21 protein-coding genes and 1 other RNA gene are annotated in these 24,707 nt (G+C 45.2%); 16 read left to right on the top strand and 6 right to left on the bottom strand.

The features are described from left to right. Nucleotides 1-47: 47 nt before the first annotated feature. The 7 genes from DMI82_RS07960 to rlmD all read left to right on the top strand — a co-directional run bounded on the left by DMI82_RS07960 (nt 48) and on the right by rlmD (nt 9,397). Entirely contained in the window at nt 48-1,787 is a 1,740-nt protein-coding gene (locus DMI82_RS07960) for a cache domain-containing sensor histidine kinase (RefSeq protein ID WP_110103013.1), read from the top strand. Then, complete coding sequence (locus tag DMI82_RS07955; RefSeq protein ID WP_110103012.1) at nt 1,787-3,373, top strand: response regulator transcription factor; 1,587 nt, start codon at nt 1,787-1,789, stop codon at nt 3,371-3,373. Before DMI82_RS07960 ends, DMI82_RS07955 begins: the two co-directional genes overlap by 1 nt. Nucleotides 3,374-3,388: 15 nt before the next feature. After that, a complete protein-coding gene (locus DMI82_RS07950) occupies nt 3,389-4,432 on the top strand; it encodes a LacI family DNA-binding transcriptional regulator (RefSeq protein WP_015524413.1) in 1,044 nt (347 codons plus the stop codon). A 748-nt stretch (nt 4,433-5,180) separates the two neighbouring features. After that, the gene (iolG, locus tag DMI82_RS07945; RefSeq protein ID WP_015524414.1) at nt 5,181-6,194 is read left to right on the top strand and encodes an inositol 2-dehydrogenase; all 1,014 of its coding nucleotides are present in this window, start codon (nt 5,181-5,183) and stop codon (nt 6,192-6,194) included. A gap of 25 nt (nt 6,195-6,219) precedes the next feature. After that, nucleotides 6,220-7,119 (top strand): myo-inosose-2 dehydratase, encoded by a 900-nt coding sequence (gene iolE / locus DMI82_RS07940; RefSeq protein ID WP_110103011.1) that lies wholly within the window; start codon nt 6,220-6,222, stop codon nt 7,117-7,119. Nucleotides 7,120-7,276: 157 nt separating this feature from the next. Then, on the top strand, nt 7,277-8,122 hold the full coding sequence (locus tag DMI82_RS07935; protein WP_110103010.1) for a class II fructose-bisphosphate aldolase: 846 nt from the start codon (nt 7,277-7,279) through the stop codon (nt 8,120-8,122). Between the two features lie 102 nt (nt 8,123-8,224). Continuing rightward, entirely contained in the window at nt 8,225-9,397 is a 1,173-nt protein-coding gene (gene rlmD / locus DMI82_RS07930) for a 23S rRNA (uracil(1939)-C(5))-methyltransferase RlmD (protein ID WP_059085471.1), read from the top strand. Here the strand turns inward: rlmD and eutJ are convergent. After that, nucleotides 9,394-10,218, bottom strand: a complete 825-nt coding sequence (gene eutJ, locus DMI82_RS07925) for an ethanolamine utilization protein EutJ (protein WP_015524418.1) — start codon at nt 10,216-10,218, stop codon at nt 9,394-9,396. The genes rlmD and eutJ overlap by 4 nt on opposite strands. A 59-nt stretch (nt 10,219-10,277) precedes the next feature. Then, nucleotides 10,278-12,410, bottom strand: coding sequence for a glycogen debranching protein (locus DMI82_RS07920; protein WP_110103009.1), 2,133 nt, complete (start codon nt 12,408-12,410; stop codon nt 10,278-10,280). Nucleotides 12,411-12,624: 214 nt separating this feature from the next. Here DMI82_RS07920 and DMI82_RS07915 point away from each other — a divergent pair, with 214 nt between their 5' ends. Further along, the gene (locus tag DMI82_RS07915) at nt 12,625-13,806 is read left to right on the top strand and encodes an ATP-binding protein (protein WP_110103008.1); all 1,182 of its coding nucleotides are present in this window, start codon (nt 12,625-12,627) and stop codon (nt 13,804-13,806) included. A gap of 20 nt (nt 13,807-13,826) precedes the next feature. Here DMI82_RS07915 and DMI82_RS07910 read toward each other — a convergent pair whose 3' ends face one another. Beyond that, nucleotides 13,827-14,195, bottom strand: a complete 369-nt coding sequence (locus DMI82_RS07910) for a hypothetical protein (protein WP_015524421.1) — start codon at nt 14,193-14,195, stop codon at nt 13,827-13,829. A 269-nt stretch (nt 14,196-14,464) separates the two neighbouring features. Between DMI82_RS07910 and pap the strand changes: the two genes are divergently transcribed. Next, nucleotides 14,465-15,937, top strand: a complete 1,473-nt coding sequence (pap, locus tag DMI82_RS07905; protein ID WP_110103030.1) for a polyphosphate:AMP phosphotransferase — start codon at nt 14,465-14,467, stop codon at nt 15,935-15,937. A 64-nt stretch (nt 15,938-16,001) separates the two neighbouring features. On the opposite strand, the gene sigG is transcribed toward pap, so the two are convergent. Both sigG and DMI82_RS07895 read right to left on the bottom strand, forming a co-directional pair. Continuing rightward, nucleotides 16,002-16,781: an RNA polymerase sporulation sigma factor SigG gene (sigG, locus tag DMI82_RS07900; protein ID WP_015524423.1), complete on the bottom strand. Its 780-nt coding sequence runs from the start codon at nt 16,779-16,781 to the stop codon at nt 16,002-16,004. Between the two features lie 113 nt (nt 16,782-16,894). Next, nucleotides 16,895-17,149 (bottom strand): YlmC/YmxH family sporulation protein, encoded by a 255-nt coding sequence (locus DMI82_RS07895; protein ID WP_015524424.1) that lies wholly within the window; start codon nt 17,147-17,149, stop codon nt 16,895-16,897. A gap of 138 nt (nt 17,150-17,287) precedes the next feature. On the opposite strand from DMI82_RS07895, the gene nrdR reads away from it, so the two are divergent. Then, nucleotides 17,288-17,737, top strand: coding sequence for a transcriptional regulator NrdR (gene nrdR / locus DMI82_RS07890; RefSeq protein ID WP_021976805.1), 450 nt, complete (start codon nt 17,288-17,290; stop codon nt 17,735-17,737). Between the two features lie 191 nt (nt 17,738-17,928). Here the strand turns inward: nrdR and gdhA are convergent, their stop codons facing one another. Beyond that, nucleotides 17,929-19,263, bottom strand: coding sequence for an NADP-specific glutamate dehydrogenase (gene gdhA, locus DMI82_RS07885; RefSeq protein WP_015524425.1), 1,335 nt, complete (start codon nt 19,261-19,263; stop codon nt 17,929-17,931). A gap of 220 nt (nt 19,264-19,483) precedes the next feature. Between gdhA and DMI82_RS07880 the strand changes: the two genes are divergently transcribed. From DMI82_RS07880 to ssrA, 6 genes are all read left to right on the top strand, one after another. Further along, the gene (locus DMI82_RS07880) at nt 19,484-20,701 is read left to right on the top strand and encodes an aminotransferase class I/II-fold pyridoxal phosphate-dependent enzyme (protein WP_015524426.1); all 1,218 of its coding nucleotides are present in this window, start codon (nt 19,484-19,486) and stop codon (nt 20,699-20,701) included. Between the two features lie 247 nt (nt 20,702-20,948). Further along, nucleotides 20,949-22,310 (top strand): citrate/2-methylcitrate synthase, encoded by a 1,362-nt coding sequence (locus DMI82_RS07875; RefSeq protein WP_015524427.1) that lies wholly within the window; start codon nt 20,949-20,951, stop codon nt 22,308-22,310. A gap of 21 nt (nt 22,311-22,331) precedes the next feature. Then, nucleotides 22,332-22,838, top strand: coding sequence for a YqeG family HAD IIIA-type phosphatase (locus tag DMI82_RS07870; protein WP_110103007.1), 507 nt, complete (start codon nt 22,332-22,334; stop codon nt 22,836-22,838). Then, a complete protein-coding gene (locus tag DMI82_RS07865; RefSeq protein ID WP_015524429.1) occupies nt 22,835-23,344 on the top strand; it encodes a shikimate kinase in 510 nt (169 codons plus the stop codon). The genes DMI82_RS07870 and DMI82_RS07865 overlap by 4 nt, the downstream gene beginning before the upstream one ends. Before the next feature lie 86 nt (nt 23,345-23,430). Then, complete coding sequence (efp, locus tag DMI82_RS07860) at nt 23,431-23,988, top strand: elongation factor P (protein WP_015524430.1); 558 nt, start codon at nt 23,431-23,433, stop codon at nt 23,986-23,988. Nucleotides 23,989-24,249: 261 nt separating this feature from the next. Continuing rightward, nucleotides 24,250-24,595, top strand: a transfer-messenger RNA (tmRNA) gene (ssrA, locus tag DMI82_RS07855). Nucleotides 24,596-24,707 lie beyond the last annotated feature (112 nt).

Raw genomic sequence — 24,707 nt, 5'->3', positions numbered from 1 at the left:
TATAGCATAGAGAGGCGTATATCCGCTTTACGGAAGGGAGGAGTTCTATGTTAAAAAGTATCCGGGCAAAGATATTACTGGCGATCCTGACAGTAACCATGTTTACTGCCTGTTCTCTTACGGTGGTATTTTATTTTCGGGCAGCAGGGATGATCGAAGAAAATTATTCAGGTATCCTGTATGGACGGATGCAGCAGACTATAAAAGATCTGGACGAATCCCTGAAAGAGATTTATTATGTGAATACGAGAACTGCCTGGGATACAGATATACGGAATAATGCGAAGGAATACAGCTATACAGGAAATGAAAACAGCCTGGAAAATATGGCTGGGCTTCTCCGGGAACACAGTCGGGAATATAAAGATATCAACTCCCTTTACTTTGTTTTTCCAGACAAAAAAATGGCTGTGACTTCTGAGGAATTTCCGGTAAACAAGCAGGGGATTTCAGGAGAACATATCGAGGAATTGGAAAAAATACAGGAACTGGATTCCTTTCCGGTTCTTGTGGAATCTCCGATCCATGAAGGAGGCAGCTTTCTTTCTGTGATCCAGAAGGTAGAGGATGATAACGGAGAGATTCTGGGGTATGTTGTCGCAGACATCAGGGAACGGGCAATTTATTACGAATATCTGGAAGCTGTCAATGATGAAAAGATCACCAGAATAGTTCTGGTAGACAGAAATGATGAAATCGTGACATCCGGAGACTACAGTGACATTGGAAAAACATTTCCGGAGATTACAGACCAGAATGCTCCCAAAATGGAAGGCTATGCAGAAAAAAACGGTGTGATCTCTTTTTTCAGCAGAGGTAGCTTTTCAGACTGCGGCTTATATCTGGAGGTACCGAAAAAAGAAGTTTTAAGCGGACTTTCCCGGATGCGGCTCTTTCTGATCGGAATATTTGGTGCAGTTTTTGTGGCAGCTGTGCTGCTGGCACTGTGGCTCTCCAGAGTAGTCTGCGGACCGCTCAGATCCATGACTGGCACGGTTGAGAAGGTTGGTGAGGGAGATCTGAGCCTCCGTACAGAAGTGACTACTGCTGATGAGATCGGAACCCTCGGAAAAGAATTCAACCACATGCTGGATTATATCGAAGCTCTGATCGCCCAGGTGATCGAAGAGGAACAGCAGAAAAAAGATGCAGAGCTGGAAGCACTGCAGTATCAGATCACACCGCATTTTATGTATAATACATTGAACTCCATCAAATTTGCGGCATTTCTGAAAGGGGAAAAAGAGCTGGCGGGGCTTATTGGAGATTTCGTGGAGCTTCTGCAGGCCAGTATCAACAAAAAGGGAAGCTTCCTTTCTGTTGCCGATGAGATCCATATACTGAAAAATTATATCCATCTGCAGGATTTTCGCTATCAGGGAAGCTTTCGGGTGAAATATGAGATCTCTGAGGAAGCATACCGGTGCTATATTCCAAGACTGATCCTTCAGCCGCTTGTGGAGAATGCTCTTCTTCACGGGATCGACATCAAACGGCAAACAGGAAAAATCTGGATCAGCGGAAACGTAAGTGAAGGAAAGCTGATCCTCATAGTAAAGGATAACGGCAGAGGAATGACAAAAGAGCAGATCCGAGATCTTTTTAACAGTCATGCAAAAAAAACAAACGGACTTTCCGCAGTGGGGATTCCAAATGTAAAAGAACGCCTGGAGCTTTATTACGGGACACAGGGAGGAATGGAATACGTAAGCAGTGGAAACGGTACAGAGGTCACGGTATTTCTGCCTGCGATCTATGATATGCCTGAAGAAGGGAGAAAAAATTAATGTACAGAACACTGGTGGCAGATGATGATTTTCTTGTAAGGAGCTATCTCAAAACCCTGGATTCCTGGGAAAAAGCAGGATATGAGATCGTGGATGATGCAGAAGACGGGGAGGAAGCTTATGGATTCCTTCAGAAAGAAAAAATCGATGTTCTTGTGACGGATCTTACCATGCCTGTGATGGATGGAATTGAGCTGATCAGAAAAATCCGTGAGGAAAACAGGGATATCTATATTATCGTGCTCAGCTGTCATGATGATTTTGAATATGTAAAAGAGGCCATGCGTCTTGGGGCGGATGAATATGTATTAAAGAACAGTCTGGACGAGGATAGTCTTTATGATACTCTGGAAAAATCAGCCCGGCTGATCGAGAAGCGCAGAGAAAAAAGTCAGGAACAGGCACGGACGAGAAAGCTGATCCATCTGGGAAGTCACGCTCTGAAGTATTATTTTTTTAACGGACTGATCTCGGGAATGCTGAAAAATCAGGTACGTGAGGAAAAGCGTGTGGAAGCCGGAATCGCCGGGAAATATTTTAACAGTGCTGTGATCTGTATGTTTATGGAGAACTGGGCAGAGAGGGAAAGACAATGGACGCCGCTGGAAGTGGAACAGTATTCCCATCATTTCCGTCACAGACTGCTGGAACGTACGGAGGAGCTTCTTGGGACAGAAAGTGAATTTACGGAAGTGGTCTATCTTGGCGCAGGGATTTTTTGCTGTTTTCTTGATCTTTCCGGAGACTGCAGGACATCGGCTATGCAGCAGAGACTGACTGAGGCAGCAGCGATCTGCTATCGGCACTGTCAGGAGGATCTTTGTGATTTTGGTATCAGTGTCAGCAGTGTCTGCATGGGAGAGGATGGGATCCGCCAGGCTTATCAGCAGGCCAGAGAAATGATGAAGCTGCATTTTTATGAGAAAAAAGAGATCCTTTATTTTGAAGGACGGAAGAAAGCGGACAGTGTTTTACCGGAAAGTGCTGAGAAGCTGGAAGGGCAGATTTCCAGGTTGAAGGCAGGGAAAGACCGAAAGAAAGCGGAGGAGCTTTGGACACAGGTTCTCGCTGACTGTCAGGATCGCTATACCGACGGAAGAATTTTGGTACAGTGGCTTAAGAAATTGAATCAGACAGCCGGAATTGAGAAAGAGTCCATCTGGTATGGAGATATCGAAAGCTTTGAGAAATTCAGGGAAAAGGGCAGTGCCTGTATTTCACAGCTTTTTGTAGGGGAAGAGGATGCTGTTCCGGAGGGAATCTCTGCTGCTGTGAAAAAAGCTCTGGAGTTTATCCGGGAACATTATGAAGCGCCGATCAGCCTTCAGGATGCAGCAGATGCGGCGGAGGTGAATCCTGCTTATCTCAGTTATCTTTTCAAACAGGAGATGAAGATCGGTTTTTCCAATTATGTGCAGGAGCTTCGGATCGACTATGCAAAGAAGCTTCTTTCAGAGACGAACTGTAAAGTTAAGGATGTGGCGTTGCGTTCCGGTTTTGGAGATTATCATTATTTTTCCAAGATATTTAAGAAGTTTACGGGCTTAAGTCCTGCGGAATACAGAAAAGAATCCGGATTATCATAGAAAGAGGTGCTTAGTATGGGAGTTACTATAAGGCAGATCGCGGAAGCTGCCGGTGTTTCCAGAGGTACTGTTGACAGAGCGTTAAATAACAGGGGCAGGATCCGTCCGGAGGTTGCTGAGAGGATCCGTGCCATCGCTGATGAGATGGGGTATAAGCCGAATCAACTGGGCCGTGCTCTATCCATGAGCAGAAATAATATTAAGATCGGCGTGATCCTGCAGGGTGCGGAAACACCTTTTATGAAAGAAGTTCTGAAGGGAATCCAGGAGGCGTGCGCTGAGGTGGATAATCTTGGTGGTACAGTCCTGGTCCATAAGATCGAGCATCAGAATGCGGAGGATGTTATTCTCGCCATGGAGAAGATGCGGATGGAAGAGGTTAGTGGTATTGCCATGGTTCCTTTGGATGAGGAACGTGTGAAAAGGGAAATTGATCGGTTTGTGGAGGAATTTCGGATCCCGGTGGTGACGTTTACTTCGGATGTGGAGGATACGAAACGGCTTTGCTTTGTAGGGCAGAACGGTGTGCAGTGTGGCCGTGCGGCTGCGGGGCTTATGGGGGAGCTGACCGGTGGAAAAGGAAAGGTTGCTGTGATTTCCGGCTATAGTACCAATACTTCTCTGAGTAGCAGGGTGGTTGGATTCCGTGAGGAAATTGCGCGGAAGTATCCTGGGATTGAGATCATTGGGCCGGAGTATTGCTTTGAGGAGAATGGCAGGGCCAGGGAAATTACGGAAGGGATATTTAAGGATGTTCCGGATCTTGACGGGATATATCTTACTTCTCATGGGGAGGAGGGGGTGTGTGAGGCAATTGCCGGAGCGGGGAAAGCTGGTCAGGTGAAGATGGTTGCCAATGATTTTATGGGGCGGAATTATGAGCTGATGAGGGAAGGATTTATTCATTTCCTGATCGGGCAGGATGCCAGGATACAGGGGTATGAGCCGGTGATGATTTTGTTCCGGCTGCTGTTTAATGGGGAAGCGCCGGAGAGGGCGAAGATTTTTACGGAAATATATATAAGGAATGAGTATACGATTCCGGAGGGGAGACACTGAAGTGGGGTGTCTCCTTTTTTTTGTGCGGAGGGACGCCGCGGAAGGGGATGCTGTCTGGTCTGCGGCTTCGTCGGGGGCTGGCTTCTAGGACGCCGGAAATCTGCTAAAAGCGTTTTTCAAAAGTCCGAACTCGCGGCCTGTTGCCGCTCAGACAGCGGACTTTTGAAAAACAACGCAGATTCCCGCCGTCCAAGAATCAGCTCCCCTCCTGCAGAAGCAGAGCCAGACAGCATCCCCTTCCGCGGCTGGTGCTTCCAGCGAGAAAAAATGTCGTTTGACGATAGGTTGTGGGTCGTCAGCGCTGCGCTGGACGACTGCAAGGGCTGAGTTTGCGTCTGTTTGCCGGGAGAGTTGTGGGCATCGGCGCTGCGCTGGATGCTGGAAGGGGTGTGGCATCGGCGCTGTGCTGGATGTTTGAGGGGATGTGAGCTGTGATGCTGTGCTGGATGCTTGAAGGGATGTGAGTTGTGATGCTGTGCTGGATGTTTGGAGGGGGTGGTGTGTGGGATGATTAGGGTGATTGTATGGGAATGTGTTGGAGATATTTTCGGTGAAGTTGACCTAAAAATATTACATATTGTGGCTAAAAATAGTTCTCGTCATTTTTAATAGAAAAAAGATGGTAATATTGTACAATATTAGGGGTTGCGATTTGTGTGTTGCGATGATATTATATTAAGCATAAAGAGCGTGTTCGGACACGCAAGGAGATTACATTGGGAAAATAAATCAAAAGGAGATCAAAACTATGATTAAAGTTGGTATTATCGGAGCAGGTAGAATTGGTAGAGTTCATATTACCAGTATCACAACAAGGGTGCCGGATGCGGTGATCAAGACGGTTGCAGATCCTTTCTTAAATGATGAGACTGCTGCATGGGCTAAGAGCATGGGTGTTGAGCACACGACTAAGGATTATAAGGAAATCATCAATGATCCTGAGATTTCCGCAGTTCTGATCTGTTCTTCTACAGATACTCATTCTCCGATTTCTGTAGAGGCTATCAAGGCTGGCAAGCATGTTTTCTGTGAGAAACCGATCGATCATGACATTGCCAAGATCAAAGAGGTTATCGATGCTCTTGAGGGCACAAATCTGAAATATCAGGTTGGTTTTAACAGAAGATTCGACCATAACTTTGAGTCTCTTCAGCAGGCTGTTGCAGCTGGTAAGGTTGGTAAACCGGAGATCATCAAGATCACTTCCCGCGATCCTGAGCCGCCTAGCATTGATTATGTTAAGGTTTCCGGTGGCATGTTCCTGGATATGACAATTCATGATTTCGATATGGTTCGTTATCTTGCAGGCTGCGATGCTACAGAGGTTTATGTTCAGAGCGCAAATCTGGTTGATCCGGCTATTGGTGAGGCTGGGGATGTTGATACAGCTGTTATCACTCTTCAGATGGAGAATGGTGCTATTGCTGTTATCGATAACTGCAGAAGAGCTTCCTATGGCTATGATCAGAGAGCTGAGGTTTTCGGTTCTGATGGTATGGCTGCTATTTCCAATGACAGCCAGTCTTCCACAGTGATCAGCAATGCTGAGGGTGTTACAGGCGAGAAGCCGATGTTCTTCTTCCTTGAGAGATACATGGACGCTTATGGTAAAGAGGTTGCAGCATTTATTGATGCGATCGTTAATGACAAAGAAACACCTCTTAATGTTTATGATGGTCTGAAGCCGGTATTAATGGGTCTTGCAGCTAAGAAATCCAGCGAGGAGCACAGACCGGTTAAGATTTCTGAGATTATGGAATAATTCAAATAAAAAGGAGAATTGACCAATGTTTGATAAGAATAAAGTAAAGCTTGGTATTGCACCAATTGCATGGACAAATGATGATATGCCGGATCTTGGCAAAGAGAATACTTTTGAGCAGTGCGTCAGTGAGATGGCTCTTGCCGGTTTCACAGGCTCCGAGGTGGGTAACAAGTATCCGAAGGATCCTGAGGTTCTTAAGAAGGCTCTTGAGCTTCGTGGTGTTGAGATCTGTAACCAGTGGTTCTCAAGCTTCCTGATCACCAAACCGTTTGAGGAGGTTGAGAAGGAGTTCCGTGCACAGCTTGCTTTCCTGAAAGCTATGGGTGCGAAAGTGATCGGCGCATCTGAGCAGAGCCACAGTGTTCAGGGCCAGATGGATACTCCGATTTTCGGACATAAATATGAGATGAATGACGAAGAGTGGGATACCTTCTGCACAGGTATGAACAAGCTTGGTAAGATCGCAAAAGAGGAGTATGATATTGCTCTTACTTTCCATCATCATATGGGTACTGTTGTACAGAGCCTTGCTGAGGTTGACCGTATGATGGAGAATACAGATCCTGAATATGTAAGTCTTCTTTTTGATACCGGTCACTTTACATACTGTGGAGAGGATCCTCTTGAGGTTGTAAAGAAATATGTTCACAGGATCAGACATGTTCATCTGAAGGATATCCGTCCGGAAGTTGTTGAGCAGGTTAAGAAAGAAAACATGAGCTTCCTTGCAGGCGTAAGAGCCGGTGCCTTCACGATTCCGGGAGATGGATGCATCAACTATGATCCAATCTTCAAGGTTCTCGAGGATGCAGGCTACGAAGGATATATGGTTGTTGAGGCTGAGCAGGATCCGGCTAAGGCTAATCCGCTTGAGTATGCGATCCGTGCAAGAAAATTCATTGCTGAGAAGACAGGCTTATAATTACGACAGGGAAATAGGTGCATGCTGATGTACAGTTAAGCGGAATAAAGATGTCCGCTTTGCATAGAAAAAGCGGTATCAGCCAGTAGTGCTTTGACACCGCTTTTTTCTGTAAGATGCAAACAGTGTACGATAAACAGGACAGGAGGGCCAAATCATGGCACTTGTGAAAATGAAAGATCTGCTGAGACGTGCCGAAGAGAAAAATATTGGCTGCGGTGCTTTCAGTGTTGGTAATATGGAAATGGTAAGAGGTGCGATCCGCGCAGCAGAAGAACTGGATACTCCGATCATCCTTCAGATCGCGGAGGTGCGTTTGAAAAATTCTCCGCTTCACCTGATGGGACCGATGATGGTACAGGCTGCAAAGGAGGCTAAGGTGGATGTGGCTGTCCATCTGGATCATGGTCTTACTTTTGAGTCGGTTGACAAGGCTCTGGAGCTTGGCTTTACATCGGTTATGCTGGATGCTTCTACGCTTCCTTTTGAAGAAAACATCGCCAGAGTAAAGGCCGTTGTGGAGAAAGCACGTAAATACGGCGCTACAGTTGAGGCTGAGCTGGGACTTGTGGGCGGAAGTGAGGATGGAAGTTGTGACCACGGTATCCGCTGCACAGATCCGGATGATGCGGTCGTTTACGCAAGAGAGACAGGTATTGATGCGCTTGCAGTTGCCATCGGGAATGCCCATGGTAATTATCCGGTAGCGCCGACGCTTGCTTTTGATGTATTGGAGAAGATCCATGAGAAAGTGGATATTCCGCTGGTTCTTCATGGCGGCAGTGGCATCACCGATAAAGATTTCCAGAAGGCGATCTCTCTTGGCATCCGTAAGGTGAATATTGCCACAGCAAGCTTTAACAGCCTGACAGCTCATGTGGAGAAATATATGGAATCAACAGACAAGCATAATTTCTTTGACCTCAATGAGGCTATGGCCCAGGGTACTTACGAGAATGTGAAGAAACATATTCTTGTATTTAATGAGCCATATCAGGAGTAGGCCAAGGATTTTCTTGTAAAAAAAGAAAAGGTCTGATAAGATGTTCTCAGTGAAAATAACTGGGAACATCTTTTTTGTGCCCATAAAAGAGGAGAGATAAAAATGGAACAGAAAGAGACTGTCTGTTCAGTTGCGAAGAAATGCGGCGGTTGCCGTTATCAGGGTGTATCCTACCAGGAGCAGCTTCGCAGGAAACAGAGAATTACAGAAGGCCTTCTGAAAAAATTCGGAAAAGTAGAGCCGATCATTGGAATGGAAGATCCCTATTATTACAGAAACAAAGTTCATGCAGCTTTTGGCCGTGACCGGAAGGGAAACGTAATTTCCGGGATTTATGAGGAGAAGAGTCATAGGATCGTTTCCGTAGATGACTGTATGATCGAAGATAAAAAAAGTCAGGAAATCATCCGTACCATACGTGGTATGCTGAAATCCTTTAAGATCAAGACCTATGATGAGGATACAGGATATGGACTTCTCCGCCATGTGCTTGTGCGGAGAGGCTTTTCCACAGGAGAGATCATGGTGGTATTAGTTACGGTTTCTCCAATATTTCCATCTAAGAATAACTTTGTAAAAGCTCTCCGTAAAGAGCATCCGGAGATCACTACGGTGGTTCTCAATGTCAATGACAGACAGACAAGCATGGTACTTGGAGACCGCAATATCGTACTTTACGGACCGGGATTCATCAAAGATCGACTTATGGGACTGACCTTCCGTATTTCTCCATCTTCTTTTTATCAGGTAAATCCTGTGCAGACAGAAGTACTTTACGGAAAGGCTATGGAGTTTGCGGCAATGACAGGAAAAGAGAGGGTGATCGATGCTTACTGTGGCACAGGTACTATCGGGATCATCGCTTCCGGGAATGCCAGGGATGTCATTGGTGTAGAACTGAACCGTGATGCTATCCGTGATGCCAGAATGAATGCCAGGGAAAACAAGATCCGTAATGTTCGTTTTGTTCCGGGAGATGCAGGATGGTTTATGGAAGGAATGGCAGCAGAGGGAGAGAAGGTGGAGGTTGTTCTCATGGATCCGCCACGTTCCGGAAGTGACCGTAAATTCCTTCACTCCCTTTTGACTCTTTCACCGGAAAAAATTGTTTATGTATCCTGCAACCCGGAAACCCTGGCAAGAGATCTTGCCTGCCTTACTAAGAGAGATTACCTGGTAAAGAAGATGCAGCCGGTTGATATGTTCCCGCTCACCGATTCAGTGGAGGTTGTTTGCCTTCTGGAGAATCGTAGGACCAGACCGGGAAGAGCTTAGATTTTTGGCAGCTCACAGTGATATGCGATGCCAAGGGGCGTAACAAGAAGCGGATGGACCGGACGGTATACCGGAAGCTTCAGCCTCTTTTCAAAAACGGTAGTAAATTCCTTAAACATGGAAGAACCGCCAACTACATAAACAGCCGGAACCTGATAGCCCTTTAGAAATTTCTCGGTGATCACAGCCATTTTTTCTACAGTGGCCTTGATCACAGGGAAAATTTCGTCTTCTTTTTCCGGAGTAGTTTTCAATACTTCGGCTTCCTCATAAGGGATCTTATAGTGACCGGCGACTGTCATGGTCATATGGCTGCCGCCAGTAGCCTCATCATCGGTGTAGATAACTTTTCCGTCTTTCAGGATGCTGATACCGGTTGTGCCGCCACCCACATCCACAACAGCACCGTCTGTGATCTTAAGGACAGCAGCTGCGGCAGTAGGCTCGTCCACGATATTTGTAACCTCGAAACCGGCACCCTCCAGAACATAGCCGATGCTTTTGACACTGCCTTCAGAAACTCCCGGAGGGATGGCAGCAGCACCGTAAGTAAGTTCTGTGCCAAGCCTTTCCTCCAGCTCATTTTTAAGCTTTGTCACAAGCTGGACAGATTCATAGTAATTGACGATCACTCCATCCTGAATCGCATGGGATGGTGCGGAAATTCCGGCTATGGGACGGTTATTCCGGTCGACAACGGCAAGAACGGTATTGGCAGTACCAAGGTCTATGCCTGTCTTCAGACGACCGCGGAATTTTTTACATTCACCTGTTTCTACAAGTTCTGCAAAATTGGACAAAGTTCTGTTTTTTAATTCCATTCAAAATACTCCATTTCTTTCAGACAGGGACAAAAAGAATTTTGCCCCTGATATAAATTCTAATAATTGCGGCCGGTAAAGATGGCAACGGATCTGGGCCGCATGCAGAAATCGTGTTCAATGCGTGGCTCCTGGCCTTTTTCGTAGAAATAACGGCCATTTCCGTCACCGAACGTGTTGACACAGAGATACCATGCACCGGGACGGGCAAGCTCCGGAAGTGTGACCGTTACGTCCTCCCAGTATGCGTTGATCACAATGTAGATCAGGTCATCAGTGCCTTTGCTCTTATCATAGCCTGCAAAGCTTACAGCGAAGGTGTGGGCATCTCTTGGAATGGTCACATCCCTTGCGTCAATGTTATGAGTGTGGATATTTTTCATACCGCATACTGCGTTGGGAAGCTTCCGGGAGATAACAGGGTGGTCTTTACGGAACCGGATCATAAATTTGAAAAATTCAAAAAGATCGTGATTTTTCTCCAGAAGCTTCCAGTTGATCCATGAGGTTTCGTTATCCTGACAGTAGGTATTGTTATTTCCGTGTTTTGTGTTTCCGAATTCATCACCTGCAAGGAACATCGGGGTTCCGCGGCTGGACATCAGTACAGCACAGGCATTTCGTATCATGCGGAAGCGGAGGGAGAGCACTTCGGGGTTGGTGGAATCGCCCTCTTCTCCACAGTTCCAGCTGCGGTTATCGTTGGAACCGTCGGTGTTATTCCAGCCGTTTGCTTCGTTGTGTTTTTCATTGTAGGAATAAAGATCATACATGGTGAAGCCATCGTGGCAGGTAAGGAAATTGACACAGGAATTGTATCCTGCATAATTGTCATTATGATCAGAATAAAAGCCTCCGTACAGATCACCGGAACCGGAAATACTCCATGCAGCGTCCCAGGCATTCCAGAAATCTCCCTTCAGGAAGGAACGGAGGCAGTCACGGTAACGGCCATTCCATTCAGCCCATCTGCGGCTGGCAGGGAAAGAACCAACCTGATACAGCCCGCCGGCATCCCAGGCTTCTGCGATCAGTTTGACATTTCTAAGGACCGGATCGTAAGCGAGAAGCTCCAGAAGGGGCGGATTGTTAAGTGGAGAACCGTCCTCATGGCGTCCGAGAATGCTGGCAAGATCGAAGCGGAAGCCGTCCACACGGTAGTTGATGGTCCAGTAACGTAAGCATTCAAGGATCATCTGACGTACAATGGGATGGTTACAGTTCAGAGTATTTCCACATCCGCTGAAATTGTAGTAATTTCCCTCTGGAGTCAGCATATAATAAACCTTATTGTCAAAGCCCTTAAAGCAGAAGGTTTTTCCCAGCTCGTTTCCTTCGGCGGTATGATTGAATACAACATCAAGAATTACTTCGATGCCATTTTCGTGGAGCTCACGGATCAGCTCTTTCAGCTCAGTTCCCTCACAGTTATGCTCCGGCTTGGAAGCGTAGCTGGTGTTTGGAGAAAAGAAGTTGACAGAATTGTATCCCCAGTATTCCAGAAGCCGTTTGCCATTTACAGTACGGGCATTCATATTCTCGTCGAACTCGAAGATCGGCATCAGCTCTACGGCGTTGATCCCCAGTTCCTTGAGATAAGGGATCTTTTCACGAAGACCGGCAAAGGTTCCCGGGTGCATAACACCGGAAGAAGAATCCTGTGTAAAGCCGCGGACGTGAAGCTCATAGATGATCAGGTCACTGATCTTACGGGTGGACTGCGGCATGTCTTCCCAGTCAAAGGAATCACGTACCACACGGGCATGATAGCTTCCGATCTTTTGCTGGCCCCATTCACGCTGACCGGCAACGGCTTTGGCATAAGGATCAAGAAGAACCTTTGTCTTATCGAAGATGTGACCCTTTTCCGGTTCGTAAGGACCGTCAATGCGGTAGCCGTACTCCAGATCTTCGATGTCCAGTCCCATGACGATCATGGAGTAGACATCACCGATACGACAGGCATTGGGAAAAGGAAGGACTGCGAAGGGTTCCTCTTCTCCGTAGTGGAAAAGAAGAAGCTCGCAGGATGTACCGTGGCGGGTATGTGCGGTAAAGTTGACTCCGTTGGAAAGAGGAGTAGCGCCATTTAATTCAAAAAACCCGGGACGTACAGGAAATCCCGCAATAATATCTGTGGGCCGGGATGTCAGTGTATTCTCAGAGAGCATAGTCTGATTCTGTGTTTTCATTTCCGGTATCCTCCTTGGTGAAAATTTTTTTACAAACAAAAATATTATAACTGATTTTCAGAAAAAAGTACAGGCTGGGTTGTTGAGAACAAAGTGAACAGCAGCATTCCAATAACGCGGGAACCTTCGGGAAAATCTTCTTGAGGTTTTTGACGGGAAGGCTTACAATATGAACCAGAAACTTTGAAAATGTAAGGAAAGGAATAATAGCAGTATGAATGAAGAAACACTGGAGATTTCTTTTGACCAGATAGAGAAAGAACGGGGGAAATATCTTCTGATAGATACCCGTGATAAAGTAACTGTAGAATATGGAATGATCCCGGGAGCAATCTCTGTTCCGGAACAGGAACTGGAAGAGCGGGCAGAAGAACTGAAGGGGGATAAGATACCGGTCCTTTACTGTACAAGAGGGCTTTTCAGCCAGGAGGGTGCAGAGATGCTCCGGGAAAAAGGAATTCCCGCACTGAGCCTGAAAGGTGGATATACAGGATGGCTTTTTCAGCAGATGCAGAAAGAATCCGGTAAAGAGAACAGTGAAGAAGAGGAAAATGATGCAATGGAACAGCGGCGGAAGGATATCGAGCTGAGTATCCGCAAAAAGTTCCATAAGCAGCTGTTTTCCAGATTTGCCAGGGGAATCAACGATTATGAGCTGGTGAAGCCGGGAGATAAGATAGCAGTCTGTATTTCCGGTGGTAAGGACTCTATGTTGATGGCCAAACTGTTCCAGGAACTGAAGCGTCATAACAAGTTTCCCTTTGAACTGGTGTTTCTTGTGATGGATCCGGGATATAATGAGGCAAACCGTGCGGTGATCGAGCACAATGCCAGGCTTCTCGGGATTCCGATCACAGTGTTTGAGACTGAGATCTTCGATGCGGTTTATAATATAGAAAAATCCCCATGCTATCTCTGTGCCCGTATGAGAAGGGGCTATCTTTACAGCAAGGCAAAGGAGCTTGGCTGCAACAAGATCGCTCTTGGACATCACTATGATGATGTGATCGAGACGATCCTGATGGGAATGCTTTACGGAGCGCAGGTACAGACTATGATGCCGAAGCTCCATAGTACAAATTTTGAGGGAATGCAGCTGATCCGTCCTATGTATCTGATCCGGGAGGCAGATATCAAACACTGGAGAGATTATAATGACCTTCATTTTATCCAGTGTGCATGTAAATTTACCGATACCTGTACTACCTGCCGTACAGATGGTACCAGTGTTTCCAAGAGAATGGAGATCAAGAATCTGATCGCAGAACTTAAGAAGGTAAATCCACATGTAGAAAGTAATATTTTCCGAAGTGTGGAAAATGTTAATCTTCATACAGTTATCGCATACAAAAAAGATGGAGTGAAACATTCTTTTCTGGAAGGGTATGAGGACTGACAGATATAAATAAAAGCTGCTCAGGCGTTAGCCCGGGCAGCTTTTACTTTTTCCCGCTGTTTGGTAAGATCATAATATTCATCAGAGATGATCCCGCGACTGGAAAGTGCTTCGTAGGTTTTCTGCTGTGCGGGGGTCATCTTCATTCCGATTGTGGAATTGACATCGGTCAGTACGCAGCTTGTTTTTTCTACCAGCCAGAAAAGTGCGGAATCATCATCGGGGATCATTTTCCAGATTTCGTTTTCTGTATATGGAAGAAGGGACATGAGAGTTTTTAAGTGTCCATCCTGGATCAGACGGTAATCCCCGTCCGGCATGATGATGCCATCGCCATAGAGTTCTTTTTTCTGTTCCATTTTCTGCAGAAGTTTTTCTGTGAGTTTCATGATCGGCTCCTTGATCTTTATTATTTCAACAGTTTTCAGGCACTGCTTTTTTATGAAGTTAAAAAAATAACAATCAGCGTCTATTGTATGAAGCGGCGACAAAAATGTCAAGAGGTTAAAAAGATTTTCGATGCTTATGAATGATTTTTGTTGTGCAATTTGTTTGCTTTTGTGAGGCTAAAGGTTAAAATTATGTAAAAATTATCGTAAAATAAGATCTTCTGTGGTATAATATGAATATTCAAAAAATTCAAGGAAGGACGATGCAGATGTTGAAAAACTGGAACCCGGAACAGATTCCGGAAAAAGAGGATATCAAAGTGCGTTTAAGTGCTGCAAGAACCAGATTATATGAATTGCAGATGGCTCTGAAAGAGCATAAGATTCCGGTGATCGTGCTGTTTGAAGGCTGGGGAGCTTCCGGAAAAGGAAGTACCATAAGTAAGGTGATCAAGAATATCGATCCTCGTTTCTTCAAAGTTGCGACTATGTCAGCACCTACAGAGGAAGAACTTCGGAAACCATTTCTTTACCGATATTTCAGGGAAATCCCGGAAGCGGGCAAGTTTACATTCCTGGATTCAGGATGGATGGATCAGACCTGTCGTGAACGTATGGATAAAAAGCTGAAGGGTGACAATTATTCAAAACGGATTGACAGTATCCGGAGATTTGAACGTCAGCTGACGGATAATGGATATGTACTCCTGAAATTTTTTATACAGATCGACCGGAAAGAACAGGAAAAACGTATGGGCATCCTTCTGGAAAGCAAGGATACCAGATGGAGAGTCAATGAATATGATCTCTGGCAGAATGATCATTATAAGAAGTGCAGAAAGATTTTCGACCAGTATATGCAGGATACCAATACATCTGCGGCTCCATGGTATATTGTCGATGCCGGTGACCGGAAGTGGGCAGAACTGCAGGTACTGGAAACCATGATCAGCAATATAGAGGTTGCCATGGAAAACAGCAAACATGCAGTGCCGATCCTGCAGAATGTTTTTCCTCTGGTGGAGATGCCCAGATTAAGCGAGATTCCTCTGGATGGAAAAGAAGTGGGGGATGAAGAGTACAAGGCTGAGCTTAAGGAACTGCAGGCAAAGCTTGGAAGCCTGCATAACCGTCTTTACCGAAAAAGAGTGCCTGTGATCATCACCTATGAAGGCTGGGATGCTGCCGGAAAGGGAGGAAATATCAAGAGGATCACGGAGGCTCTTGATCCCCGTGGATTTGAGGTATATCCTATCGCAAGTCCGGAGCCTCATGAAAAAGCCCGTCATTATCTGTGGCGTTTCTGGACAAGGCTTCCCAAGGATGGTCACATTGCCATCTTTGACCGGACGTGGTACGGAAGAGTGATGGTAGAACGTCTGGAGGGCTTCTGCAGCGAGAATGACTGGAGACGTGCCTACAATGAGATCAATGAATTTGAGAAGGAGCTTTCTGACTGGGGCGCTGTGATCGTGAAATTCTGGGTCCACATTGATAAGGACACCCAGCTTGCCAGGTTCAACGACCGCCAGAGCAATCCGGAAAAACAGTGGAAGATCACGGATGAGGACTGGAGAAACCGTGAAAAATGGGATCAGTATGAAACAGCAGTAGATGAGATGCTTCAGAAAACCAGTACTGCTTATGCACCATGGCACATTCTGGAATCCGTAGATAAGAAATATGCAAGGCTGAAGGCGCTTCGGATCGTGATCGAAGAAATTGAGAAAGCGCTGAAATAAGAGATAAAAGCTGCGGCAGGATAACAGATATTCTGCTGCAGCTTTTTGTCTGAAGAGAGATGAATCAATTCCGGAGATAGTTTCGCATACTGCGAAGAGCATGTTTTTCCAGTCGGCTGACCTGAGCCTGGGAGATACCAATCTCATCAGCTACCTCCATTTGGGTTTTTCCCTCGTAGAAGCGGAGATCGATAATGTGACGTTCACGCTCTCCAAGCCGGTTCATGGCATCTCGAAGAGAAATATCCTCCACCCAGTTTTCTTCCAGGTTCTTTTTATCACTGATCTGATCCATAACATATAGGGTATCTCCGCCTTCGGAATACACGGGCTCAAAAAGGCTTACCGGGCTCTGGATCGCATCCATGGCATAGACGATCATTTCCTTGTCGATACCGATCTCATCAGCGATTTCTGCAATGGTAGGCTCTTTGAGATGCTGCCGCATATAGTTTTCCCGGGTATAGATGGTTTTGTAAGCGATATCCCGCAGAGAACGGCTGACCCGTATGCTGTTGTTATCACGGAGATATCTTCGGATCTCTCCGATGATCATGGGAACTGCATAGGTGGAAAATTTTACCTGAAGAGTGGTGTCGAAATTATCGATCGCTTTGATCAGGCCGATGCAGCCGATCTGAAAAAGGTCATCCGGATTTTCACTGCTGTTCTGAAAACGCCGGATCACGCTTAAAACAAGCCGCAGATTGCCTTTGATGTACAATTCCCTGGCTTCTTCATCGCCAGCTTTGATTCTTTTAAAGAGCTCCGCCTTTTCTTCCTGATCGAGAACGGGAAGGGTTGAGGTATTTACTCCGCAGATTTCAACTTTATTCAGTGCCATCTTAGAATCCTCCTTGTCTTGTCAGTACATTAAGATGATTCTCAGAGGGCGGTTGAAATATACTTTTTCAGGGAAAATATAAAAAATAAAGGGCCTTGACAATAAGGAGGTATTTATTCTCCGGACAGCAGTTTTTCATTACGGAAATCAACAAGGATGATATCTTCGCCGATCTGGCGGATGCAGTCCCATGGAATGGAATATTCATTTTCTTTGGAAAAACACCAGCAAAATTTTCCCGGTTCCGGCATGATCAGGGCTTTCAGACGTGCGGTTTCACAGCAGAATTCCACATCAAGAGGGCAGCCAAGACTGCGGCAGGTATGGATATTGATCACTTCTTTTTGTTTCAGCTCACAGATGCGCATAAATTCATCACCTGGTATGATTTTATGGAAAATCTGTAAAATTTATGCAAGTCCGATTATTGACACATTATGTGCATTTATTTTATAATAAAAACGAATTTAGTAATGATTTACTGATCCGGAAAGGGGGAGAGTTCCGTGAGATGTCCGTTCTGTAACCAGGATAATACAAGAGTTGTAGATTCCAGACCTGTAGAGGATACCAATTCCATCCGCCGCCGCCGTCTCTGTGATGCCTGCGGAAAGCGTTTTACAACTTATGAGAAGGTGGAAACGATTCCGCTGACTGTGATCAAGAAGGATCAGAACCGGGAAAGCTATAAACGTTCCAAGATCCAGGATGGTGTTCTTCGTGCCTGCTATAAGCGCCCCATTCCCATTGAGAGAGTGGAAGAGATGATCGATTCCATAGAAGGAGATATTTTCCGGTCAGAAGACCGTGAGATCAGCAGTACCAAGATCGGAGAGATCGTTATGGAGCATCTGAAGGATCTGGATGCGGTGGCGTATGTACGCTTTGCGTCTGTATACAGAGAGTTTAAAGATGTCAGTACCTTTATGGATGAGCTGAAGAAGCTGATCAATTAAGAGATTAAATGAATAGACCGCAAATGCAGGAGATTTCAGGCCGATTGTCAAAAGACAACCGGCCTTTTTTGAAACATGAATGTTCGATTTTTCAGAGATCGTAAAAGTGGATACAAAAAAACAGGAACCGCCTGGGAAAAATCCTCTGCGGTCCCTGCTATAAATATACATTAATGATTCAGGAAACTTAATTAAACAATACCCTGAGCTTTCATAGCGTCAACAACTTTTTCGAAGCCGGCGATGTTTGCACCTACAACATAGTTGTCTTCCATACCGTAACGTTTAGCAGCGTCATCAGCTTTGTGGAAGATATCGATCATGATGTTGTGGAGTTTCTCATCAACCTCTTCTCTTGTCCAGGAAAGTCTCATGGAGTTCTGGCTCATCTCAAGTGCAGATGTGGCAACACCGCCAGCGTTTGCGGCTTTACCAGGCATGAAGAGAACACCGTTCTCCTGAAGGTATGTTGTTGCATCAAGAGTAGTAGGCATGTTTGCACCTTCAACGACGTATTTGCAGCCATTTGCAACCAGTGTTTTAGCTCCGTCAAGACCAAGCTCGTTCTGAGTAGCGCATGGAAGGTAGATATCACATTTGATATTCCAGATGCCAAGTCCCTCAGTGTAGGTAGCACCCTCAACACGGTCTGCATATTCTTTGATACGTCCACGTTTTACTTCTTTGATATCCTTTACGACGTCAAGGTTGATTCCGTTCGGATCGTAGACATATCCGTTGGAGTCGTTCATTGCAACAACCTTGGCACCAAGCTGAGTAGCTTTCTCAACAGCGTAAATAGCTACATTACCGGAACCTGTTACAACGATTGTTTTTCCTTCTACAGAATCATTGTGAGCTTTGGCGATCTCGTTGAGCATGTATACAACACCGTAACCGGTAGCCTCTGTACGGATCAGGGAACCTCCGAAGGAAAGACCCTTTCCTGTAAGGACACCCTCATAAAGGCCACGGATTCTCTTATACTGTCCGAAGAGATAACCGATCTCACGTCCGCCGACACCGATGTCACCAGCCGGAACATCTGTATCTGCGCCGATATATTTGCAAAGCTCTGTCATAAAGCTCTGGCAGAATGCCATAACCTCTCTGTCAGATTTACCCTTAGGATCGAAGTTGGAGCCACCTTTTCCACCGCCGATCGGAAGGCCTGTAAGAGAGTTTTTAAAGGTCTGCTCAAAACCAAGGAATTTCAGGATACCCTGATTTACAGAAGGATGGAATCTTAAGCCGCCTTTGTATGGTCCGATGGCGCTGTTGAACTGAACACGATATCCCTTGTTAACCTGTACAGTTCCGTTATCATCGATCCACGGTACTTTGAAGGAGATGATCCTCTCTGGCTCTACAAGACGCTCAAGGATGGAAAGTTTACGATACTCTTCCTCATTTTTGTCAATTACGACTTTAAGGGAATCGAGAACTTCCTTAACTGCCTGATGGAATTCTGGCTCGCCAGGATTCTGTGCTACAACTCTTTCATAAACTTCTTCTGTGTAAGACATTGTTGTTTCCTCCTCATCACATATTAAATTGCGTTGAAAACTAAATTCGAGTGCTATTATACATTAACATGCTAAAAAAGGGAAGTGCTAAATTTGATTTTTTTAAATTTTTATTTCTTGCGTTGAAAGCCTAAATGTGAGATGATATAGAATAAATATTTTTTGACTATGAAATTAAAATGGTTAAATAATAGTGAAAATTAGAAGAGGAGTGGTTTTTATGAGAACATTCGGGAAATCATCAAAGCTTGACAACGTGCTGTACGATGTGCGCGGACCGGTTGTGGATGAGGCTGCCAGAATGGAAGAAGATGGAATGGAGATTCTGAAGCTGAATATTGGTAATCCGTATCCATTTGGGTTTTCAGCACCTCAGGAAGTGATCCTGGATATGCTGAGTAATGTTCGTACTTCCCAGGGATATTCCGATTCCAAGGGCATTTTTTCTGCAAGAAAAGCGATCATGCAGTATGCACAGCTTCGCGGGATCCCGGGAGTTACCATTAATGATATTTATACGGGAAATGGTGTCAGTGAACTGATCAACCTCTGTATGCAGGCGCTGCTTGATAACGGGGATGAGATCCTGATCCCGGCTCCGGATTATCCGCTGTGGACAGCTACTGCAACACTGGCAGGCGGAAATGTAGTTCATTATATCTGTGACGAACAGTCTGACTGGTATCCGGATATTGAGGATATCAAGAGCAAGATCACACCAAGGACCAAGGCGATCGTTATCATCAATCCCAATAACCCTACAGGTGCAGTATATCCGAAGGAGATCCTGGAACAGATTGCAGACATTGCAAGAGAAAATGAGCTGATCATCTTTTCTGATGAGATCTATGACCGTCTTGTTATGGATGGATATAAACATACATCGATTGCATCCCTTGCACCCGATGTGTTCTGTGTAACATTTTCAGGATTGTCCAAGTCTCATATGATCGCAGGTTTCCGCATCGGATGGATGATTTTAAGTGGTGCAAAAAGTAAGGCGAAGGGTTATATAGAGGGAATCAATATGCTCTCTTCCATGCGTCTCTGTTCAAATGTTCCGGCACAGTCCATTGTACAGACTGCACTTGGCGGATATCAGAGTGTCAATGAATATACGCAGCCGGGCGGACGTGTTTATGAGCAGAGAGACTTTATTTACAAGGCACTGAATGATATTCCGGGAATTTCCGTTGTAAAACCACATGCGGCATTTTATATATTCCCGAAGATCGATACTGAGAAATTCAATATTTTCAATGATGAACAGTTTGCTTTGGATTTTCTTCATGAGAAACAGGTGCTTGTTGTTCCGGGCAAGGGATTCAACTGGAACCAGCCGGATCACTTCCGTATTGTTTATCTGCCGGATATCCGCCAGCTTGACAAGGCAATGAAGAAGATGAAAGAGTTCTTTGCTACATATAAGCAGGGCTGATCGCAGATAGACAAGAAGAGATTTGCGATCCGCATTCGCTGCCTGCTCATAACCGATAAACTGTAAAGCAGGTATTCGGTTATATTTTCGGCATAGACCGGAACCGAAAAAAATGTTATAATATATCTGAAATATCCCGGCCAGCTACGCCGGGATATACAAATAAGACCAGAATTGCTTGAGAGGGGAATGAGGAGGGACCGTTATCGAACAGCAATAAAACAGAAATCGAAAGGGGAAATAACTGATGAGCAAATTCAACATGAAAGTGACACCTGAGATTGAGAAACTTACTCAGATCTGTCGTGAGAATGACAAACTGGATCTGTCTTTATATGGTAAATACGATGTCAAGCGAGGCTTGCGTGACCTGAATGGAAAGGGTGTCCTTGCAGGACTGACCCAGATCTCCAATGTCCAGGCAACGAAGATCGTGGACGGAAAAGAGGTTCCCTGCGCAGGTAAGCTTTCTTATCGCGGGTATGACATTAAGGATCTGACAAATGGTTTTATCAATGACCGGCGCTTCGGCTTTGAGGAAGTAACCTATCTGCTTCTTTTCGGAAAGCTTCCGGATCAGGAAGAACTGAATGGATTTTCCGGGATTCTTGCGAACCAGCGTATGCTTCCGCGGAATTTTGTAAGGGATGTCATTATGAAGGCACCATCCAGAGATATTATGAACGCTCTGTCAAGAAGCGTGCTGACACTTTATTCCTACGACAAAGACCCGGATAATATTGAACTGGAGAATGTGCTCCGTCAGTGTATCAACCTGATCAGTGTTTTCCCGCTGTTATCTGTTTATGCATATCAGGCCTATAACCACTATGAGAGAGGCGAGAGTCTTTATATCCATCAGCCTAAAAAGGAGCTTTCCACAGCTGAGAATATCCTGCGTCTGTTAAGACCGGATAAGAAGTATACGGCACTGGAGGCAGAGATCCTTGATATTGCTCTGATCCTTCATATGGAGCATGGCGGTGGTAATAACTCTACTTTTACTACACATGTGGTTTCCTCTTCCGGGACAGATACGTATTCTGCGATCGCGGCAGCACTAGGTTCTCTGAAAGGCCCGAAACACGGCGGTGCCAACATCAAAGTCGTAAAAATGTTTAACGATATGCGTAAACATGTACATGACTACAGTGATGAAGAGGAGATCAGTGCATACCTTAAGAAGCTTCTTCATAAAGAGGCCTTTGATAAACGTGGACTGATCTATGGTATGGGACATGCGATCTATTCTGTTTCAGATCCACGTGCAGAAGTCTTTAAAGGCTATGTGGAACAGCTTGCAAGAGAAAAGGGCAGAATGAAGGATTATCAGCTGTATGCTGCAGTAGAGCGTCTTGCACCAAAGGTTATCGCAGAGGAGCGTAAGATCTATAAGGGTGTCAGTGCCAATGTGGATTTTTACAGCGGATTTGTTTACAGCATGCTGGATCTGCCGCTGGAGCTTTACACACCGATGTTTGCTATTGCACGTATCGTAGGCTGGAGCGCACATCGTATGGAAGAGCTTATCAATGTGGATAAGATCATCCGTCCCGCATATAAGAATGTCCTTCCGGAAGCAGAGTATATTCCTCTTTGCGAGCGATAGGAAAGGACTGAGGTGGAATAGATGTTCAGATGCTTTTTTCCGGATGAATATCTGGATTCTGCGTATGGGATCGATTATGAGAAGCTTTACAGAGAAGGATACAGAGGGCTGCTCTTTGATATCGATAATACCATTGTTCCCCACGGGGCACCGGCAGATGACCGGGCAAAGAAACTGTTTGAAAAGCTGAGGGCTCTCGGGTTTCGATACTGTTTTGTATCCAATAACCAGAAACCTCGTGTGGAGCCCTTTGCCAAAGCAGTAGAGGGGGATTTTATAGAAAATGCCCATAAACCGGCTGTGAAAAATTATAAAAAAGCCTGCCAGGTGATCGGAATCGATCTTGACAGGACGATCTTTATAGGAGATCAGTTGTTTACGGATATTTATGGAGCAAAGAGAGCAGGGATCCGGACGATCCTTGTGAAACCGATTCATCCAAAAGAGGAGATCCAGATCGTACTGAAGCGATATCTGGAAAAAATAGTATTACATTTTTACCAAAAAGAGGAGGGAAAGAATTCATGAACCATATTGTAATCATCGGCTTTATGGGTTCAGGAAAGACACGAGTTGGAAAGAGACTGGCGAAGGACCTGGGGCTTCCGTTTATTGACGTGGACAGACTGATCGTGAAAAAAATGAACATGTCAGTAAAGGAGGTATTTGAACGCTTTGGAGAAGCATTTTACCGTGCGCTGGAGACTATGGCAGTCAAGGAACTGTCCACAGACAGCGAACGGAAGGTAATCTCTGTAAGTGCGGGATTGCCTCTTCAGGAGCAGAACCAGAAATATCTCCAGAGTATGGGAACGATCATCTATCTGAAGGGATCTGCTGCAACGTTGATCAAACGTCTGGAAGGAAGTAACAATCCCACATTGGAAGGAACTGAGAATAAAGAAGAGAAGATCAAGAAACTTCTGAAACAGAGAGATCCGGTTTATGAGAAGTTTGCGGACATTAAAGTTGTCACAGGAGTGAAGCCTTTTGATGAGCTGATCGCAGAAATTGAAGAAAAATTGAAGGCTTAAACAAAAAAACAGTTGAAAAATGGCAAAAGGTATTATAGAATAATCCATAGCGAAAAAGAACCGCATATATTAAGGAGGAAATATTTATGATTTCAGCAGGTGATTTCAAAAATGGTATCACACTTGAAATTGATGGAAACGTATGTCAGATCGTTGAATTCCAGCATGTAAAACCAGGAAAAGGCGCAGCCTTTGTAAGAACAAAATACAAGAACATTATCACAGGCTCTGTAGTAGAGAAATCCTTCCGTCCTACAGAGAAATTCCCGGCAGCACGTATTGAGCGTGTAGATATGCAGTATCTGTATCAGGATGGTGGTTTATACTACTTCATGAATACAGAGACATATGATCAGGTTGGTCTTACAGAGGAGCAGGTTGGCGATTCTCTGAAATTTGTTAAGGATAATGAGATGGTTAAGGTTTGCTCTCATAACGGAGAGGTATTCGCAATCGAGCCACCTCTTTTTGTAGAGCTTGAGGTTATTGAGACAGAGCCAGGATTCGCAGGAAATACAGCACAGGGTGCTACCAAACCGGCAACTGTTGAGACAGGTGCACAGGTTCAGGTTCCTCTGTTCGTAAACCAGGGCGACAAACTGAAGATCGATACAAGAACAGGTGAGTATCTCTCACGTGTATAATGCAGCAAAAAACCCGCGTAAGCGGGTTTTTTTGTGCCATAAAATTAAAAGATCATTTTGACAGTATTTAAAATACCAAAGTTTGAATGCATATTCCAGACTGTACAGGTAAGAAAAAACGGTACAGTCTGGACTTTTTTTGAAATATCCTTGACACGAAAAATCATTCTGGTATAATTAAACCCAGTCAAAAAACTGACTAAGAAGTTCGTCTGTCCACCAGAGATGACCGGAAATGATCCTGTCACAGAAGTCTTTTAAGGGCTTGTACTGGTTTCGACGGGGGCTTTGAAGTTAGGGAAGCCATCCGCAGACTCCTGGACTGCGTACCAACCGGGAACTAAATATAAACGCAGACGAAAAGTTAGCGTTAGCAGCCTAAGCTGCTCGTCAGCCCCGTTGCACTCACACATCGGGAATCTGGCGTCGACCATGTGAGAAACCTTGCCGGGTAAGCTTTGCCCCGGTAGATGTATCATGAAGCTACTGAAGCAGTAAGCCTGTCGGTGGGCGTACTGCTGAGGGAATGTTAAATCAGCGACTGTGATGGGAGATGCCTTAAGGGATAGGCTTTCGGACAGGGGTTCGATTCCCCTCAGGTCCATTTATGGAACGTCCCGGAAAGACAGCATTTATGCGGCTTTCCGGGAATTTTTTTTACTTTCTTTATTACTCGTGGATATCAGGGAATTCTTCGCAGATACAGAAAGCGATGGTGA

It is taken from the genome of Blautia sp. BCRC 81119 (assembly GCF_003184505.1).
GTDB classification, from domain to species: domain Bacteria; phylum Bacillota; class Clostridia; order Lachnospirales; family Lachnospiraceae; genus Blautia_A; species Blautia_A fusiformis.
This window is presented reverse-complemented; position numbering and strand designations above follow the sequence as displayed.